The organism is Thermococcus argininiproducens (genome assembly GCF_023746595.1).
In the GTDB taxonomy this organism is placed as follows: domain Archaea; phylum Methanobacteriota_B; class Thermococci; order Thermococcales; family Thermococcaceae; genus Thermococcus_A; species Thermococcus_A argininiproducens.
The window spans coordinates 174,833-189,062 of sequence record NZ_CP080572.1; the positions used below are offsets into that span (position 1 = coordinate 174,833).

Genomic DNA, 14,230 nt, shown 5'->3' on the forward strand with positions numbered 1-14,230 from the left:
ACACCCCTGTATACACTAACAAAAAACACAAAACAAACAAATCAGTTATATAGAATTCATTTGATAAATATATAATTTACGGTGCAAAAAAGTTTACAAATATCGAGATAAATTTTCTAAATAACCTCCAACTTCACAAGATCTCCAACATCCAACTCTCCACCAATTAATTTGACCCTATCCTCATTGCAATAAACACCTATGCCCTTAATCTCCCTTTCATTGGCAAATACTCTAAAATCCGTGGTAAAAATTCCTACATCATTTTCAAGAAGGATATTAGCTCTCACTTTCTTTCCTAAAAAATCTCCTTCTAAATCTCCAAATATGGCTCCATAATGATAATGGGGCATGCCTCCTTCAATATCTCCAAATGGAGTCATTTTCTTTCTTCCTCTCCTAAGTGGCTTCAGCCAGACATAGTGTTCTCTCTTTTCAATAACCTTAAACTCCTTCCCTTTGACCATTGGAACCAATCTTCTTATCTTAGGAAAGATCATAATCCCTCCTCTAGCCCTATATCTGTCTTGACATGACCTAAATTCAAAATGCACATGTTTATCACTCCAAGGTGAAAAGAATCCGGAAAGTCTTAATTCTCCAATCTCATCACCAAGAAAAACCTTTTCACCAAGTTTAACATTTGGATTCACATGGAGAACCTTCAGACAAAAATTTTCCACTTCGAATATCAAGAGATAATCCTCACCAACAGGAATATGCCTTGGAGTCCTTATCTTTTTTATCTCAACAAGCCTGCCCTCCTCCAATGGGAAAAGGGCCTTCTCTTCAAAGTAGACATCTACGGCAGTACCCAGTTTATGCGGGATATATGGAGTATCGAAAAAAGAATACCTCACATTCGGGATTTCAAATGAAAGACCATTTACCCGAGCTATTTCCATTTATTTCACCTCTATAAATTCCCATCCTCCCTTATGGATTTCGATACCCTCTGTTTTTATGTTTAGCCCCTTTATAATTTCCATAAGCTCTTTCACAAATCTCCAGAATTTTTCGTCATTAACCATGACCCTGTAACTTTCAGGGAAAGCGTTCTTTAACATCTCTCTAAATTCTCTTCCAGCGGCGCCAAGATTAAGGACTTCAAAGAAGTAATAATCCACAAAACCTCTTGTTTCCCTAACTATGGCTTCTATATCTGTAAGTTTGGGGATTATTGGACTCACAAAGGCATAATTCTTAATCCCCTCATCTTTAAGCTTCTTAAGGGCATCAATTCTAAGCTTCTGTGAAGGCGTAAGTGGTTCTATGAAATGTTTTTCCCTTCCTTCAAAGCTATTTACTGTTAATCCAACTTCAATTTCATTAAAAAGCTTAAAGAGATCGATATCCCTTATAGCAAGGGGAGATTTCGTGAGAATGCTGAGCTTATTTCTCTTATTCATTGCCTCAAGCGTTTTTCGTGTGAGCTTTAGCTCTTTTTCTAATGGTTGATACGGGTCACTTATACTTGACATCATTACCTCCCCATAAACTCTCTTTCTTGCAAGTTCTGGTGCGTTAATCTTTGCCTCCACCCAAGTGCCCCACTCCCCATAAGGTTTCCATTTGCAGATGAACTTGGCATAACAGTATTTACAAGCAAATTGACAGCCAACGTATTGATTTATAGCATACTCTACTCCAGGAATTCTACTTTTGGTATAGATGTTCTTTGCTCTTGTTTTGATAACTTTCATCTGAACACCTCTATCAATTTGAGAACTCCAAAGAATATTGAAAAAAGCATCAGTCCAAGAAAGATCCTATAAATGGTAAAAAACTTCTCTTCTTCCTCAAATTTTCTGAGTTTAAGCAACATCCAGAACGCCCATATCCAAAGGCCTATTTGGGCAAGAAGAAGAGGAAGATCGTAGGAATAGTAGGGAGGTGAAAAAACCGATGGAATGAATAACAGTATGCTGAGGAAAAGGCCAAGGAAAATTAAGGGTGGAAGATTTAAGATTGAAAGCGAAGGATTAACTTCTCCAACAATCATGAAGTACGTGATAAGAAGAAGCACCAAAATATGCATTCCATAAAACCCAAGAAACTTTCCACTAATTCCTCCTCTTGTTATCACTCCATATACAAATAGAAGCACTGCTCCCCCAAGATATGATAAAATCCACGTGCTTAGATCTTTATAGAACCCATACGGGGCATCAAAGTTGGCAAAAGCTATGGCCCCAGGCTGTGTCGCCATTAAAATTGCCAAAGTGAAAAACACGAGCCTTAACTCTTTTCTCTCCATGACAACCCCAAACTTAAATAAGCCTTCGGGTTTATATCCTTTGATGTTCGGAAGTGAAATCTACTCAAAACGGTTTTGGGAAGTTGACTTTGCTAGAGGTATAGCATTAGTGATGATGCTTGTATCGAATTTTGTTACCGATTTGCAGTTCTTTCTTGGTTATTCAGAACATAGGATTTTCTGGAAATTTTTCGCATATGCAACTGCAGTTCTATTTGTGTCAATCTCCGGTCTCTCCTTGTGGATAAGCTATGCGAGAGGACGAAAAAGCTATAAAAAGTACTTACTAAGATTCGGAAAGCTCTTTGGCCTTGGGGCCTTGATAACCATTACTACGTATATTCTTTTAAATAGAGGAACAATATACTTTGGTATTCTTCATTTCCTTGGGATTGCGAGTTTGCTAGTAATTCCATTCTACCGCTTAGGGTGGAAAAACCTTCTCATAGCACCGATATTTATACTGGGAAAAGAAATCACCCAGAGTATAACCACAACAACACTATTATTGCTACCCCTGGGGATAATGCCCCAAAACTTTTTTACTCTCGATTACTTCCCAATCTTCCCCTGGTTTGGTGTTTTTTTGATTGGCACTGGGATAGGGGCCTTGTTCTATCCAAGTGGATATAGAAAAACTGAGATAAAGACGCCAGATAATCCCCTTATAGACTTCATATGCTTCATCGGAAGGAACACCCTAAAGATTTACATTCTTCACCAGCCAGTGTTCGTGGGATTGCTATTCCTACTTTACGGAGGGCTACCAAACTTAGGGGTGTGAAAGTTGTGAAAACCTACATTAAAAACACTTTGAAAATACTCAGTATACTTGCAGATGAGATAGTTGTGGGAATTTTTCTATTTCTAATTCTACCTAGAGCTGGAATTAAAGTGCCCTTAAAACCGGCACTGGCTGTAATAGGATTTCTCATTTTTAAAGATGTCATCGCTGTCAAGTTTCTATGGGAGATTTTTGAGAAGAGGATTGAGGTCGGCCCTGAAGCCCTAGTTGGCAAAGAGGCTGTGGTTATAGAAGAGCTAAACCCGAAGGGTATAGTAAAAGTAGGAAATGAGCTGTGGATGGCAGAGTGCATAAATGGAATGGCAAGGAAAAACGAGAGGGTGAAAATAGTCAAAGTAAAAGGCACTAAGCTTCTCGTGGAACCCCAAGAGTAGCTGACCTCCTCCCCGCCATAAAAGACGAGACTTTCACGAGGTAAAAAGAGCATGAGCTTGCTAAATCGTCTTTCTTCATAAAGCATAGGGCATCAAAAAGAAAGAGGGGTTAAAATTTAATAAAACTTTCCCATGTCTTAGTGTCCTTAAGACCGTGTCCGGTAGCTACTACAACAACTCTTTCGTCTTTATCGATTATTCCTTCTTCCCTCATCTGCCTTGCAAGAGCAAGGGCAGTTGAAGAGGATGGCTCAACAAAAAGACCTTCCTTTCCAAGCAATAAACCAGCATTCATAGCTTCTTCATTTGTTACGATACCTAGGTGTCCTCTACTCTCCTCTATAGCCCTTAGAACATTTTCTCCATCTACAGGTGCTTTAACAGCTATTGCCGATGCTACTGTAGGCCTCTTTTCCTTCCTTGGCTTAATAGGCATTTTCTCTTTCCAGGCCCTTACTATGGCATCGTAGCCTTCCACTTGAACTCCAGCAATCTTTGGCAACCTTTCAATAAGACCCACTTTGTAGAACTCCTTTGCAGCTTTCCAGATAGCCCTTAGGTGAGTTCCCGCCCCAATTGGAACGACAATCCAATCGGGAGGGTCAAAACGAAGTTGATCAAAGATTTCAAATGCCGTACTCTTTTGACCCTCAACCCTGTAATGATAATTGCCCGTTAAGTAATACTCTTCTTCCCGGGCCATCCTTTCACTTTCGGCTAGTGCCTCATCATATGTGCTTCCATGAATCTTTATTTTTGCCCCATAAACCACAGCCTGAACTAATTTACCTACTGGGGTTCCTTCTGGAACTACTATCGTCACCTCAAGTCCCGCTTTAGAACCATAAGCAGAGATACTAGCAGCCATGTTGCCTGTGGAAGCAACCACAACTTTTCTTGCATGAAATTCCAAAGCCTTTGTTATTTCAACGCTTGAACCCCTGTCCTTAAAGGCACCCGTTGGGTTCTCTCCTTCGTTCTTTATGTAAAGCCTTCCAAAATCAAGTTTTTTCTCAAGGTTTTTTACCCTGTAAAGCCGTGTGCCCCCCTCATTTAAGCTAACGATCTTTCTTAGATTTGAAACTGGGTAGAACATCCAATATTTCCATAACCTTGGAGCTTCCCTAAACCATGCATCGTTATCCTCTATAAGCTCCCTTATTCCTTCATAATCGTATTGAACATCAAGTGGAGCTCCACACTCCTTACATTTATAGACACCACTTGCCAGAGAATATTCCCTATCACATTTTGTGCATTTTAACATAGTTTCAAACATTTTAACCACCTCGTATTTTACATACCGGTCCTAGATGCTCGCATTCCGCCTTAAAGACAAGCTTTCTAGAGGGTTATAAAGATTGAGCGCTAACAAACGTACGAGCATGCACTTTTATGTGCTCTCAGCCACATAAGAATAGAAATTTATTTATTATACCTCAGCACATGGATATCCCTAACCACCCGATGTCTCTCTTCAAAGTCTGTGTATCTTGCCATGACTTCAAAACCAAGCTTTTCAAGCCATTTTCTCTCTTTTCTATAAATCCTGCCATCATTGAGCTTATAGGCTGGAAAGACAAAAACAACCCTTCCATGCCTCTTCAAAACATCCCTAAACCTATCAAAAACAGTGTAATAGAATCTATCAAGCTCATTTGCAAGTTTTATTGCTTCTCCTTTAGTAGGGTGATATTTCAAAGGCTTGCCCATATAAGGCTCTGTAACTATTGCATCAAATTTGACTCTGAAGCAACGTTTGAGTTTTCTTGCATCACAAACTTCGAGATGGGCGCTCTTTCTAACCCTAAATTCCTTTTTCAACCACTTTAAGTTCTCTTTGGCCCCATTGATAGCTTTGGGATTGGAATCACTCCCATAAGCATTAAGACCTTGAAGCAAGAACTCCTGCACTATTGTGCCTATACCACAAAATGGATCAAGAAAGTTACCTTGTCTAATTTCGGTTAGATTTACCATTATTCTAGCCAAACGTGGGGGTATTGAAAGAATCGCCCTCTGCACAGGCCTTTCAACATCGAGCTTTTTAAGCTCAAAGGGATCTGCTACAGCAATTGTCTCTCCCACATAGAGATTTCTCCCAAAGATAAAGACAAAGTCCTTAACTTCTGGAAAACCTTTTAAAACAAGTTCTGAGGGCATTGCATAGACCTTAGCAGGTTTAAAGAACTTGGAAGAACCTTGAGATTTAAAATGTTTCTTTATCCCACTCCCAAGCTTTCTCCAAAGCTTCCAATCATCTTTTCCGTAAATGCTCACGGTAAAATGCTTGGTATATTCCAGACCCCGTATCGCTTCTTCCTCCTCTCCAACAATCTTCACAAGCTTTAAAGAGCCTCCAAGTTTATGAAAAAGCCGTTCTACGCTTTTATCACCATCAAAAACCATCCAATGTTTAGAACTCTCAATGATTTTAATCTTTAATCCAAATCTCTTTGTAAACGCCAAGAATTCGGCTTCGCTAAGCCTCGGGTTTTTCCCATAGATGATCGCATACATGATGGGGAATTCCCCACCGTATTTAAAAATGTTTGGAGATTAAAACACAAAATTCTTAAATTAAGCTGCCATTAATTGCTCTCTGGTGAATTTTCATGAGCCTTGAAGAGCTCTATCGCTACCTCCGATGGAGGATGGACCCAGAGGATGAAAGGGCAGTAATGAGGTTTTGGAGAATAGTTAAAGCTTTTGAAGTTTTGAAAGAGAAGAATTTACTCCCCGCCAATCCAAGAGTCTTAGACATCTGTGCTGGCACAGGAATAGCGGGAGTCGCCATGGCAAAAGCAATGAACGCAAAAGCCCTGACTGTTCTTGATGCAAGAGAAGAAGACCTCAAAAAAGTCGAAAAATGGGTTGAAATAGCAGATTTAGACTTAAAACCTGAAGTCATCGTTGGAGATGCAAGAGAGGTCTCAAAACTCGTTGGTGAGCATGACATAGCCCTTCTCTGGGGCCTAACAATGCCTCATTTTGATGCCTTTGATGCCGTAAAATTGTTCACAAATGTCGCCTTGACGTTAAGTGAGAATGGAGTCTTTCTTCTCGAGGAAACTGACAGAGTTTATGGGATATTCTATCAAGTTGGGTATAAAGATATGCTAATTGAAACCAAAACGGAAGAATATGCCCTTATATCAGTTCACGAAGGTTACGATCCAATTAGAGGTGTTTTCAAAAGAACTTACTACAAGCTTCCCGGGTTTGAAAAAGTAACAGAACAAGAACATAGACTCTGGGACATTGCCTCTCAACTTGCACTTGGAAGCATCTTCTTTAGAGAACACCGTCTTATTTCCAAAATGGAACATGGTATAACAGGAGTCTCTAACATAATATACTTAAAAGCCCCCAGAAAGAAAATAGCAACGGAGCTGGAGGAAGGTTAAATGCTTTTCGAGATAGAAATTCCAACAAGGAAAGAGTTTGAACTTATTGATATAACCTCCATGATAAATGAAAAAGTAAAGGAAGCAAAGGTTAAGGAAGGAATTGCAGTTATTTTTACTAGACATACGACCACGGCACTCTTCATTAACGAAAACGAAAGTGGCTTAGTTGCTGATGTTAAAGAGTTTTTTGAAAAGCTAGTTCCAAAGGGAGAAGGTTATCACCATGATAGAATAGACAATAACGCCCATTCTCACCTGAGGAGCATAATCTTAAACCCGAGCATTGCAATCCCCATAAAGGACGGAAGACTTTTGCTAGGAACATGGCAGAGTGTTATCTTTGCAGAGTTGGATGGTCCACGAAGAAGGAAGATCTTTGTGAAGATCTGTAAGTGCTAACTAAGAAACTTTTCCTCTCTTTTAATTATCCAAAGACCAAGTAGGGAAGTAGGTACCTCGACCTAAAGCCCCTCAATATTCTCCTCAAGCCTGATTTAACTCCCAAAATTACTGACTGGGGGTTAGCAAAGATAAGTGCAAGAAGCTCACTATCACAAAAAGTGGGTATTCTCCCCTTTATGCTGCTCCAGAACAGCTTGATGAGAAACGCGAGGAATTGAAAAAGAGCCTTGTGGAAACGAAGCAAACACTCAAGAGAAGCCACTCAAGGGAGGAGATACAAAGGCTCACAATAGAGGCCGTTGGGAAAACTGCAAAGATAGCCATTCTAAGCGCGAAGCTCAACGATAAGGCTGAACCCCTGAACGCCTTGGAGGATCTAAAGTTCTATACGAGAGAGAACCTTGACGAGCTGTTGAACACAATAAGCCAAATAGAAATCCTGATCAAGGAGGGTATTCCCGTTAGTGACGATCTGGTTGAGATGCTCAAAGTCCTGCTTCACAGAATCGAGATGGAGATGCAGTATAGGAGAGATGTATGACAAAACTAACAAATCCTTTAAAAAGTTTAGTTATATTTATTATATGGTGATTGAAATGCGTCCACCAACGAGAAGAGAAAGGGTGTACATAGCACTTTGGGAAATTGGAAAATCAAGAATAGCCCAACTCGCAGAGATTACAGAACTCAAGTACCCGTATGTTCATCGGGAAGTTAGAAGGCTTGAAAAAGAGGGGGTTATTATAAACAACGCCGGAACTGTTGAAATCATTGACAGAAAGGCTTTCGTTATGCTCTGGAGTGAAGACAAGAGGGCCATATTCGAAAGAGTAAGGCCCGCGAGAGTCAAAATGATGCCATCAACCGAGGTTTTACTTTCCGGCTCTGGGGCATTGTGGGTTATTGGAAAAGTGGTAAGCCCCACGGGAGGCATAGTGTATCTTGAAAAGCCAGGCGATATTTCAAAGCTAAGGTCAGGAAGAGGGCACACGTTTTCCATCTACACTTATGATGACTTTGTCTTTCGTTTTGCAAAGGAGTTGAGGGGCTTTAGAATCCCACCATGGGGAATGGTATTGGCAGATTTACTGGCTCAGGGGATGTATACGAGGCTTTTTGAGGAAGTCTTCGAGGAGGTTGTAAGAAATGGAGGAGATTAAAACCCTGAGAACCCAGATAACCCAATCATCAAAGCTTCAATAGAAGACATGCTCAGAATAGCCAAAGATTTAGATGTAATACTTGCGGGAGGATGGGCGGTTTATCACTGGTTGAGTAAGTGGGATCTAAACGGTGTCCCCTCGGTTGATGTGGATTTCCTTGTTAGACGGGAGTCTTTTGAGGAGGTGCATTTAAAGCTGAGGGAACTGGGCTATCAAAGTTCAGGCTTCAGATACTTTAAAGTGGTTAAAGATGAGGAACTTCCATTCCTTGAGGAGAGGTTGAATGTTGATTTGCTCTTTGACAGGAAACCCACCAAGCTGAGCTTTGAGAGTCCCTATGTGAGAGCAATATTTGAGGAAGAATACTATTCCATTGAAAGGTTTGAGTTTGAGGGGCTCTCTGGAAAAGTCAGAGTTGTCCTCCCTGAGGCTCTTATGGTACTAAAGCTCGATATATACTCCAACCCGACATATCCTGAGGAGAAGAGAGAAAAGCACTGGAAGGACATGGTTGACATATATTCCCTCTTTATGGATGCTCCCAGCTTGAAGACCAAAGTTTTTGAAAATCTCTACAAGGTTAAGCCGTTCTCATTTGAGCACCTTGAAATGTTCTTTTCAAAGGAAAGCAGGGAGCTTATGGATGTTACATCTATTATTATGGAGTATGTCGGCCTTCCATTCGACAGAGAAGGTTTGTTAATGAGAATTGATGATGTTAAAGAAAGCCTTAGCCTTGGAAGGACTGAAACTCGTTTGGAGGCTGGATGAAATGCCAGTTGATTTATCCGGTCCATTGTTAAGTGAATTTGAAAAAACAAAGAAGGAGTTTGATAAAGCTGTCGCCAGAGGAGATATGGAAACTGCAAGAGAGAGCCTGCAAAACGCCTTAAAGAGATAGAAGACATGATGAAAGAATAAATCCCTTTCTTTTTTAATTATTAAAAATGACCATTTTTGACCAGTATATCCTTGTAGTTTGAGCATTCTATTAATAATTGGTGATGTGAGATGGTTAGTTTCGAGAATTTGAGAAAGTTTTGGGAGCAAGAGAGAAGACCTGAACTTCAGAGAGAGCATGCGAAATACGAGGCAATGAACTTCCAAAGAAGAATGCTTTAGCGCTCATTAAAAAATTAAGCCAGAGAAAAGACTCTGGCATGACCTCATTTTTTTATTTATCTCAAAGGGCCCCAAAGAAGATATTTAGGGACGGCACCTCAATTATCTGTCAACTAGCCGGAAATCCCCCAATTCATCATGTCTAATCCAAAATAACGAACGAAAGTTTTATTATGTCAAAAATTGAACAGAATATAAGATAATATCACTCTAATAAATTATGTCCCTCTGGTTACTGATCATTTCTAATCAGAAACCCTATATGGTTTGAGCAATAATAGATAGTAGTGGGATGAAGATGCCAGAAGACCAAGATGTGGAGAAGCTATCAGAAGAGGTCAAAACATTAAGGAAAGCCCTTAATGAACTTATGAAGAGTTTTGAACTAGTTTCTAGTCTGGCTGAGAACTATCTTCGCCTAATAAACATATACGCTCAATACGGAGGACTAGGAATAGATGTGGTCGTCCCCCAACTACGACATGATCCCATTGCAAGAGAAATTGTAAAGATTCTTTTTGATCTAAAAAGTGCCAATATAAGCCAGATAGCCCAAGAATTAAAGAAAAGAAGAGGGAAAGCATCAAGAAATACTGTTAGGGAGAAACTCCACCACTTGATTGAGCTCAACATTGTCGAGGAAGCTAAGGGAGAGAGAGGAAACACTTATGCCCTTAAGAAAGAAGTGCTCAATAAGTGGTTTGATTTGATCGGAATCCCCATTAAGTTTGACCAAACAGAATAATTATTGAGGTGATTGATATGGAATTTGATGAAAAATTTGGAGAAGAAATAAAGAAAAAAATTGAAGAAGCCATGGAAAGTGAGATAGGAGCAAAGAAATTTATTGAACAAACCATCAGAGAACTCACACGAGAACTTAAAGAAGCAAAAAGTGAAGAAGATATAGAACTTATTGAAAGAAAAATCGAGGTTTTAGATGAGATGCTACGTGAAATGAAGGGCAAAAAGGGAAAAGAAGATGCAGAAGAACTAGAAGAAGTTCTCAGTACAGTCTCAGAGCATTTACCAAAAATAATGGACTCAATTTTTGGCCCCATAAAAGGACTTCTAAACGATGTATATGATCCAGAGAAGGCAGAAAAGTTTGGAAAGAATGTGGCCAACTTTTACAAAGAACTTGTGGGTGCGGGAATGGACCCAGATAAGGCCTTTGAACTTACAAAAGAATATATGGATAGTATGAATGTGATTAAAACCCTAGTAGGGGCATTCATGAAAGAAAAGATGGGTAAACTCGAAGGGCTCAAAGAGCTCCAAAACCTTGGAAAGAAAAAAAGAAGAGAGATAGAAGTTGAGGAGGAGTTTGAGGAGGAGCTCTGATGGTTCTTTCGCTCTTTTTATCCTCTCTAAGGCTAATGTTGCTTCTACCTAAAATGCTGTGGCAGTTTGCAGGAATGAAAAGAGCAATTAATAAAGGCAAAAGAAAATTCAAAAAAAGCCTAATTAAGAATGGGATTCCCAAAGAACTTGCAGAAGAGTTTGTAAAGGACTATGCAGTTATGGACGAGTTATTAAACACTAAAAGACTTCTAAAAATTGCAAAGACCACTACTTCCTGGCATATTGAGCATAATATGCCAAAGCCTCCAAAAGCTCGTTAAACCCCTCATATGTGACCAAAGAGAGCATTATTGGTTTTTGTTCGAGTCTTTTCTTGATGAGCTCCCCAAGTTCTTCTACCTGTTCCCTTGGAATCAAGTCTATTTTGTTTACTACCACAATAATTGGTTTTTCATATCTAAACTTTAAGAGGTGATGAAGCTTTTCCATCCCTCTATGCAAGCCGTATTGAGCGTCTATCATATGTATAACTACATCAGCTGAAATAATCTCACTCAAAAGTTCTTTGAATTTCTCTTCGCTCAAGACTTTTCCTCTCAATTCATGCTGGGGGTCATATAGTCCAGCTGTATCTATTAAAACCAATTCATCCACTCCACCAAATGGATTTTTCATGCTTTTTGGTATCTTAACCTTCCCAAAAGCCCTTCTAATAACGCCCTTAGTTGTTCCAGGGATTGGCATAGTCTCAGAAATTTTTCTGCCAAGAAGGGCATTCATGAGAGTAGACTTCCCAACATTCTCAGCACCAATAATCGCAACCTTTATCATATCTCACCACCAAATTATCCTCACGATGACTATATTATAAGGGTGATGGAAAAATGCCCAAACGAGTTAAGTTCGGTCATAACTATTATTATATCCTCAGCATCGATGAATTGAAAGATGGCAAATTTCGCGGGAAGAATATTATGATAGAAGGCATTATAGAGGATAAAGCAACTATAGAATTTCTCCCAATGGAGCTTCCAAGTTATCGAACCACTTTTCATATAGATGGTCTCAAAATAGAATTCTCTGGGACACCAAATATAGGGAAGGGAGAGCTTGTTAAGGTTTATGGACGGTTCATAGGCGATGGAATAATCGCTAGAGCCATTGAAACAGAAAAGGCCCTATACATAACGGAGGAGTAATAATGCTCGATACGTTCATCGAGGCGGGAAAATTGAAAAAACTTCCAAGAATGGGATGGCTACTTAGAGGGGTTCCGCATCCAGAGAGTGTTGCAGAACACTGCTTTCGTGTCGCGCTTATAACACTATTCTTAGCAGATGAACTTAAAAAAGGAGGGGTCTCAATTAACACAGAAAGGGCCCTTAAGATAGCCCTTCTTCACGACCTTGCGGAGGCGAAAATAACAGACCTACCCCTAGAGGCCCAAAACTACGTGGATAAGAAAAAAGCTGAAAGAAAAGCAATGATAGACATCCTTGGGGCCGAGAAAGTAGAATATTTCGAACTCTTTCGGGAATATGAAGAAGAAAAAAGCCTTGAGGGAAGGCTTGTAAAGTTTGCTGATAAATTAGAAATGATTCTCCAGGCTTGGGAATATGAAAAGGCCGGAATTAAAGGGTTAGATGAATTCTGGAATGCCTTAGAATATCTAGAACAGAACGAATTCCACAAATATTTTGGAGAACTAATTGAAGAACTCAAGGAACTGAAAGGTTATTAATCTCAAAAGCTATTTTTCGTGGTGGTTGTTATGGCACTTGAAAAGCTTGGGGAAAATTTATATCTTTATCCCGGGAGTCCCTCTACACTGATAAAAATTGGCGATCGAACTGTAATAGCCGACCCCGGTCATGGAAGCAAGAGACACAAGGAACTTAGAAGAGAACTTAGAAAACTTGGTGTAGAGATTGGATACATGCTCGCCACCCATGGACACGCAGATCATCTAGCAATTGCCCCAAAACTCAAAAAACCCCTCTTCATTCATAGGTATGAATTCTCAATCGCTGAGAGCCCTCTTAATAGAGAACTACTAACTTTTGGCTCAAAAGCACCCAAGGGCTTTTTAGTGTACCAGTTTCCTCAAGAGGTTAAAGTTTATGGTGTTTTTGAATGGGGAGATGAACTCTTTGGACTCAGGACAATCGAACTTCCGGGACATTCTCCAGGAATGACCGGTTTCTTTGATGAGGAAAACGCGGTTCTCTATGCTGGAGATAGTTTCTTTGGAGAGAGAGTAATCCAATCTGTTGGCTTACCCTACCTAGTAGAGCCAGACCTCTTCAAAGAGTCCATAAAAAGACTTATGGAGTACGCTGAAGAGGGCCTCCTCCTGATTCCCTCACATGGAAAAGCTGTAAAGGGAGAAAATGCCACAAACCTTCTTGAGCTGAATCTCAAACGAGTTGAAGAGGGAGAAGAAAAGATTCTTGAACTCTTAAGAGAAGCAAGAAGTGTAAGCGAGCTTAGTTATGCCCTTGCAAAAGAGTTTGAAGCAAAGATAACTCCACAAATATTGGCCTTAAACCAAGTTCCTATAAGGGCAATGATAGCAAGTCTCTACAACAGAGATCTCATAGAACCTGTAGTAGAAAAGGATCTTAAGTGGAAAACCAAATCCTAGTCCCCATTAGTGGAGCAAAGGTAATAATAAGGACAGAACTTGCACGTATAGTCTCTCCAGCCCTCTGGTGGAATGTCCCTTTCATAATACATTTTTATTTTATAGAATTGCTTTACTGTCTCTTTGAAGAGTTTTTCGTCATATGGTACTTCAAAGGCTTTGAAGTTTCTTCCCTTAACTATCGGAAATCTCGAAAAATCAATCCCTCCTAAAATTCTTTTGGGCTCTTCATGGAGTTTAACATAATAAAGATACCCATATTCACTCTCGGCCCATCTTAAGTAGACATTCAACTGGGCCAAGTGATACTCATATGGGATTCGAGGAAGAGAAGTTTTCCCCTTTATCTCAATGGGAAAATTCCTATAAGCATCTATCCTTCCATGGATCTCAAGTCCAAGCCTAGGAGACTTCAAGACAATGTGCTTTTCAAGTTCAAAACCAAACCTCCGCTTAAGGACTTCCCCAAGAACATTGTGAGTATTAACTCCCTGTTCAAGCCTGACCCTGACAAACTCGGGCCATTTTTCTTTATATCCTTTAAGACGGAAATATATTCTTCTAGGGCATGTCATCGCTTCGCTAGCATAAAATTCTAGCAGTTCACTCATTCAAGCTCCCCCTAAATTTTAAAGGGCCTTGTTAAACGCGTCAGCTAATACCGACGTCATCATTAACTCAGACTGGGCAAGGCCCATCATCCGCTAATCAAAATAAGACTTAGAGGTTTAAAATATTTGAGGTAAAA

At 39.9% G+C, this 14,230-nt stretch carries 21 protein-coding genes; 14 read left to right on the forward strand and 7 right to left on the reverse strand.

Annotated features, from left to right (window positions below):
• Positions 1-116: 116 nt before the first annotated feature.
• From K1720_RS00870 to K1720_RS00880, 3 genes are read right to left on the reverse strand one after another with little or no spacing between them, the layout of a single operon-like run.
• The gene (locus K1720_RS00870; protein ID WP_251949347.1) at positions 117-905 is read right to left on the reverse strand and encodes a DUF8155 domain-containing protein; all 789 of its coding nucleotides are present in this window, start codon (positions 903-905) and stop codon (positions 117-119) included.
• Positions 906-1,703, reverse strand: coding sequence for an SPL family radical SAM protein (locus tag K1720_RS00875; RefSeq protein WP_251949349.1), 798 nt, complete (start codon positions 1,701-1,703; stop codon positions 906-908).
• Entirely contained in the window at positions 1,700-2,257 is a 558-nt protein-coding gene (locus K1720_RS00880; protein WP_251949350.1) for a hypothetical protein, read from the reverse strand. Before K1720_RS00880 ends, K1720_RS00875 begins: the two co-directional genes overlap by 4 nt.
• 43 nt (positions 2,258-2,300) lie before the next feature.
• On the opposite strand from K1720_RS00880, the gene K1720_RS00885 reads away from it, so the two are divergent.
• Positions 2,301-3,041, forward strand: a complete 741-nt coding sequence (locus K1720_RS00885; protein ID WP_251949352.1) for a heparan-alpha-glucosaminide N-acetyltransferase — start codon at positions 2,301-2,303, stop codon at positions 3,039-3,041.
• Between the two features lie 5 nt (positions 3,042-3,046).
• Complete coding sequence (locus tag K1720_RS00890) at positions 3,047-3,436, forward strand: NfeD family protein (protein WP_251949353.1); 390 nt, start codon at positions 3,047-3,049, stop codon at positions 3,434-3,436.
• A gap of 109 nt (positions 3,437-3,545) precedes the next feature.
• On the opposite strand, the gene thrC is transcribed toward K1720_RS00890, so the two are convergent.
• Positions 3,546-4,715, reverse strand: a complete 1,170-nt coding sequence (gene thrC / locus K1720_RS00895; protein ID WP_251949355.1) for a threonine synthase — start codon at positions 4,713-4,715, stop codon at positions 3,546-3,548.
• Positions 4,716-4,861: 146 nt separating this feature from the next.
• Positions 4,862-5,956: a TRM11 family SAM-dependent methyltransferase gene (locus K1720_RS00900; RefSeq protein WP_251949356.1), complete on the reverse strand. Its 1,095-nt coding sequence runs from the start codon at positions 5,954-5,956 to the stop codon at positions 4,862-4,864.
• Between the two features lie 95 nt (positions 5,957-6,051).
• On the opposite strand from K1720_RS00900, the gene K1720_RS00905 reads away from it, so the two are divergent.
• The 9 genes from K1720_RS00905 (at position 6,052) to K1720_RS00940 (ending at position 11,158) form a co-directional block, all read left to right on the forward strand.
• On the forward strand, positions 6,052-6,843 hold the full coding sequence (locus tag K1720_RS00905) for a class I SAM-dependent methyltransferase (RefSeq protein ID WP_251949357.1): 792 nt from the start codon (positions 6,052-6,054) through the stop codon (positions 6,841-6,843).
• Positions 6,844-7,245, forward strand: a complete 402-nt coding sequence (locus K1720_RS00910; RefSeq protein WP_251949359.1) for a secondary thiamine-phosphate synthase enzyme YjbQ — start codon at positions 6,844-6,846, stop codon at positions 7,243-7,245.
• A 232-nt stretch (positions 7,246-7,477) separates the two neighbouring features.
• Positions 7,478-7,789: a hypothetical protein gene (locus tag K1720_RS00915; protein WP_251949360.1), complete on the forward strand. Its 312-nt coding sequence runs from the start codon at positions 7,478-7,480 to the stop codon at positions 7,787-7,789.
• Between the two features lie 43 nt (positions 7,790-7,832).
• Positions 7,833-8,408: a DeoR/GlpR family DNA-binding transcription regulator gene (locus K1720_RS00920; protein ID WP_251949361.1), complete on the forward strand. Its 576-nt coding sequence runs from the start codon at positions 7,833-7,835 to the stop codon at positions 8,406-8,408.
• Between the two features lie 48 nt (positions 8,409-8,456).
• Positions 8,457-9,182 carry a nucleotidyl transferase AbiEii/AbiGii toxin family protein gene (locus K1720_RS00925; RefSeq protein ID WP_251949362.1) on the forward strand — a complete coding sequence of 242 codons (726 nt, stop codon included), beginning with the start codon at positions 8,457-8,459 and terminating at the stop codon, positions 9,180-9,182.
• 1 nt (position 9,183) lies between these two features.
• Positions 9,184-9,312 (forward strand): hypothetical protein, encoded by a 129-nt coding sequence (locus K1720_RS10665; RefSeq protein WP_256468523.1) that lies wholly within the window; start codon positions 9,184-9,186, stop codon positions 9,310-9,312.
• 519 nt (positions 9,313-9,831) lie between these two features.
• Positions 9,832-10,278: a BlaI/MecI/CopY family transcriptional regulator gene (locus tag K1720_RS00930; protein ID WP_251950429.1), complete on the forward strand. Its 447-nt coding sequence runs from the start codon at positions 9,832-9,834 to the stop codon at positions 10,276-10,278.
• A gap of 17 nt (positions 10,279-10,295) precedes the next feature.
• The gene (locus K1720_RS00935) at positions 10,296-10,877 is read left to right on the forward strand and encodes a hypothetical protein (protein ID WP_251949364.1); all 582 of its coding nucleotides are present in this window, start codon (positions 10,296-10,298) and stop codon (positions 10,875-10,877) included.
• On the forward strand, positions 10,877-11,158 hold the full coding sequence (locus K1720_RS00940) for a hypothetical protein (RefSeq protein ID WP_251949365.1): 282 nt from the start codon (positions 10,877-10,879) through the stop codon (positions 11,156-11,158). The genes K1720_RS00935 and K1720_RS00940 overlap by 1 nt, the downstream gene beginning before the upstream one ends.
• Here K1720_RS00940 and K1720_RS00945 read toward each other — a convergent pair.
• Positions 11,106-11,669, reverse strand: a complete 564-nt coding sequence (locus K1720_RS00945) for an Era-like GTP-binding protein (RefSeq protein WP_251949366.1) — start codon at positions 11,667-11,669, stop codon at positions 11,106-11,108. The two genes, K1720_RS00940 and K1720_RS00945, sit on opposite strands and share 53 nt — an antisense overlap.
• 53 nt (positions 11,670-11,722) lie before the next feature.
• On the opposite strand from K1720_RS00945, the gene K1720_RS00950 reads away from it, so the two are divergent.
• From K1720_RS00950 to K1720_RS00960, 3 genes are read left to right on the forward strand one after another with little or no spacing between them, the layout of a single operon-like run.
• On the forward strand, positions 11,723-12,037 hold the full coding sequence (locus K1720_RS00950) for a GTP-binding protein (protein WP_251949367.1): 315 nt from the start codon (positions 11,723-11,725) through the stop codon (positions 12,035-12,037).
• 2 nt (positions 12,038-12,039) lie between these two features.
• On the forward strand, positions 12,040-12,579 hold the full coding sequence (locus K1720_RS00955; RefSeq protein WP_251949368.1) for an HD domain-containing protein: 540 nt from the start codon (positions 12,040-12,042) through the stop codon (positions 12,577-12,579).
• A gap of 30 nt (positions 12,580-12,609) precedes the next feature.
• Complete coding sequence (locus K1720_RS00960; protein WP_251949369.1) at positions 12,610-13,482, forward strand: MBL fold metallo-hydrolase; 873 nt, start codon at positions 12,610-12,612, stop codon at positions 13,480-13,482.
• Here the strand turns inward: K1720_RS00960 and cas4 are convergent.
• Positions 13,479-14,093, reverse strand: a complete 615-nt coding sequence (gene cas4, locus K1720_RS00965; RefSeq protein ID WP_251949370.1) for a CRISPR-associated protein Cas4 — start codon at positions 14,091-14,093, stop codon at positions 13,479-13,481. The genes K1720_RS00960 and cas4 overlap by 4 nt on opposite strands.
• Between the last annotated feature and the right edge of the window lie 137 nt (positions 14,094-14,230).

Excerpts from the sequence above, each read along its gene's own strand:
- K1720_RS10665 (WP_256468523.1), top strand. The coding sequence starts at position 9,184 with ATGCCAGTTGATTTATCCGGTCCATTGTTAAGTGAATTTGAAAAAACA.
- K1720_RS00910 (WP_251949359.1), top strand. The coding sequence starts at position 6,844 with ATGCTTTTCGAGATAGAAATTCCAACAAGGAAAGAGTTTGAACTTATT.
- thrC (WP_251949355.1), bottom strand. The coding sequence starts at position 4,715 with ATGTTTGAAACTATGTTAAAATGCACAAAATGTGATAGGGAATATTCT.
- K1720_RS00950 (WP_251949367.1), top strand. The coding sequence starts at position 11,723 with ATGCCCAAACGAGTTAAGTTCGGTCATAACTATTATTATATCCTCAGC.
- K1720_RS00960 (WP_251949369.1), top strand. The coding sequence starts at position 12,610 with ATGGCACTTGAAAAGCTTGGGGAAAATTTATATCTTTATCCCGGGAGT.
- K1720_RS00925 (WP_251949362.1), top strand. The coding sequence starts at position 8,457 with ATGCTCAGAATAGCCAAAGATTTAGATGTAATACTTGCGGGAGGATGG.
- K1720_RS00940 (WP_251949365.1), top strand. The coding sequence starts at position 10,877 with ATGGTTCTTTCGCTCTTTTTATCCTCTCTAAGGCTAATGTTGCTTCTA.
- K1720_RS00900 (WP_251949356.1), bottom strand. The coding sequence starts at position 5,956 with ATGTATGCGATCATCTATGGGAAAAACCCGAGGCTTAGCGAAGCCGAA.
- K1720_RS00955 (WP_251949368.1), top strand. The coding sequence starts at position 12,040 with ATGCTCGATACGTTCATCGAGGCGGGAAAATTGAAAAAACTTCCAAGA.
- K1720_RS00920 (WP_251949361.1), top strand. The coding sequence starts at position 7,833 with ATGGTGATTGAAATGCGTCCACCAACGAGAAGAGAAAGGGTGTACATA.
- K1720_RS00870 (WP_251949347.1), bottom strand. The coding sequence starts at position 905 with ATGGAAATAGCTCGGGTAAATGGTCTTTCATTTGAAATCCCGAATGTG.
- K1720_RS00945 (WP_251949366.1), bottom strand. The coding sequence starts at position 11,669 with ATGATAAAGGTTGCGATTATTGGTGCTGAGAATGTTGGGAAGTCTACT.
- cas4 (WP_251949370.1), bottom strand. The coding sequence starts at position 14,093 with ATGAGTGAACTGCTAGAATTTTATGCTAGCGAAGCGATGACATGCCCT.
- K1720_RS00875 (WP_251949349.1), bottom strand. The coding sequence starts at position 1,703 with ATGAAAGTTATCAAAACAAGAGCAAAGAACATCTATACCAAAAGTAGA.
- K1720_RS00885 (WP_251949352.1), top strand. The coding sequence starts at position 2,301 with ATGTTCGGAAGTGAAATCTACTCAAAACGGTTTTGGGAAGTTGACTTT.
- K1720_RS00880 (WP_251949350.1), bottom strand. The coding sequence starts at position 2,257 with ATGGAGAGAAAAGAGTTAAGGCTCGTGTTTTTCACTTTGGCAATTTTA.
- K1720_RS00930 (WP_251950429.1), top strand. The coding sequence starts at position 9,832 with ATGCCAGAAGACCAAGATGTGGAGAAGCTATCAGAAGAGGTCAAAACA.
- K1720_RS00905 (WP_251949357.1), top strand. The coding sequence starts at position 6,052 with ATGAGCCTTGAAGAGCTCTATCGCTACCTCCGATGGAGGATGGACCCA.
- K1720_RS00935 (WP_251949364.1), top strand. The coding sequence starts at position 10,296 with ATGGAATTTGATGAAAAATTTGGAGAAGAAATAAAGAAAAAAATTGAA.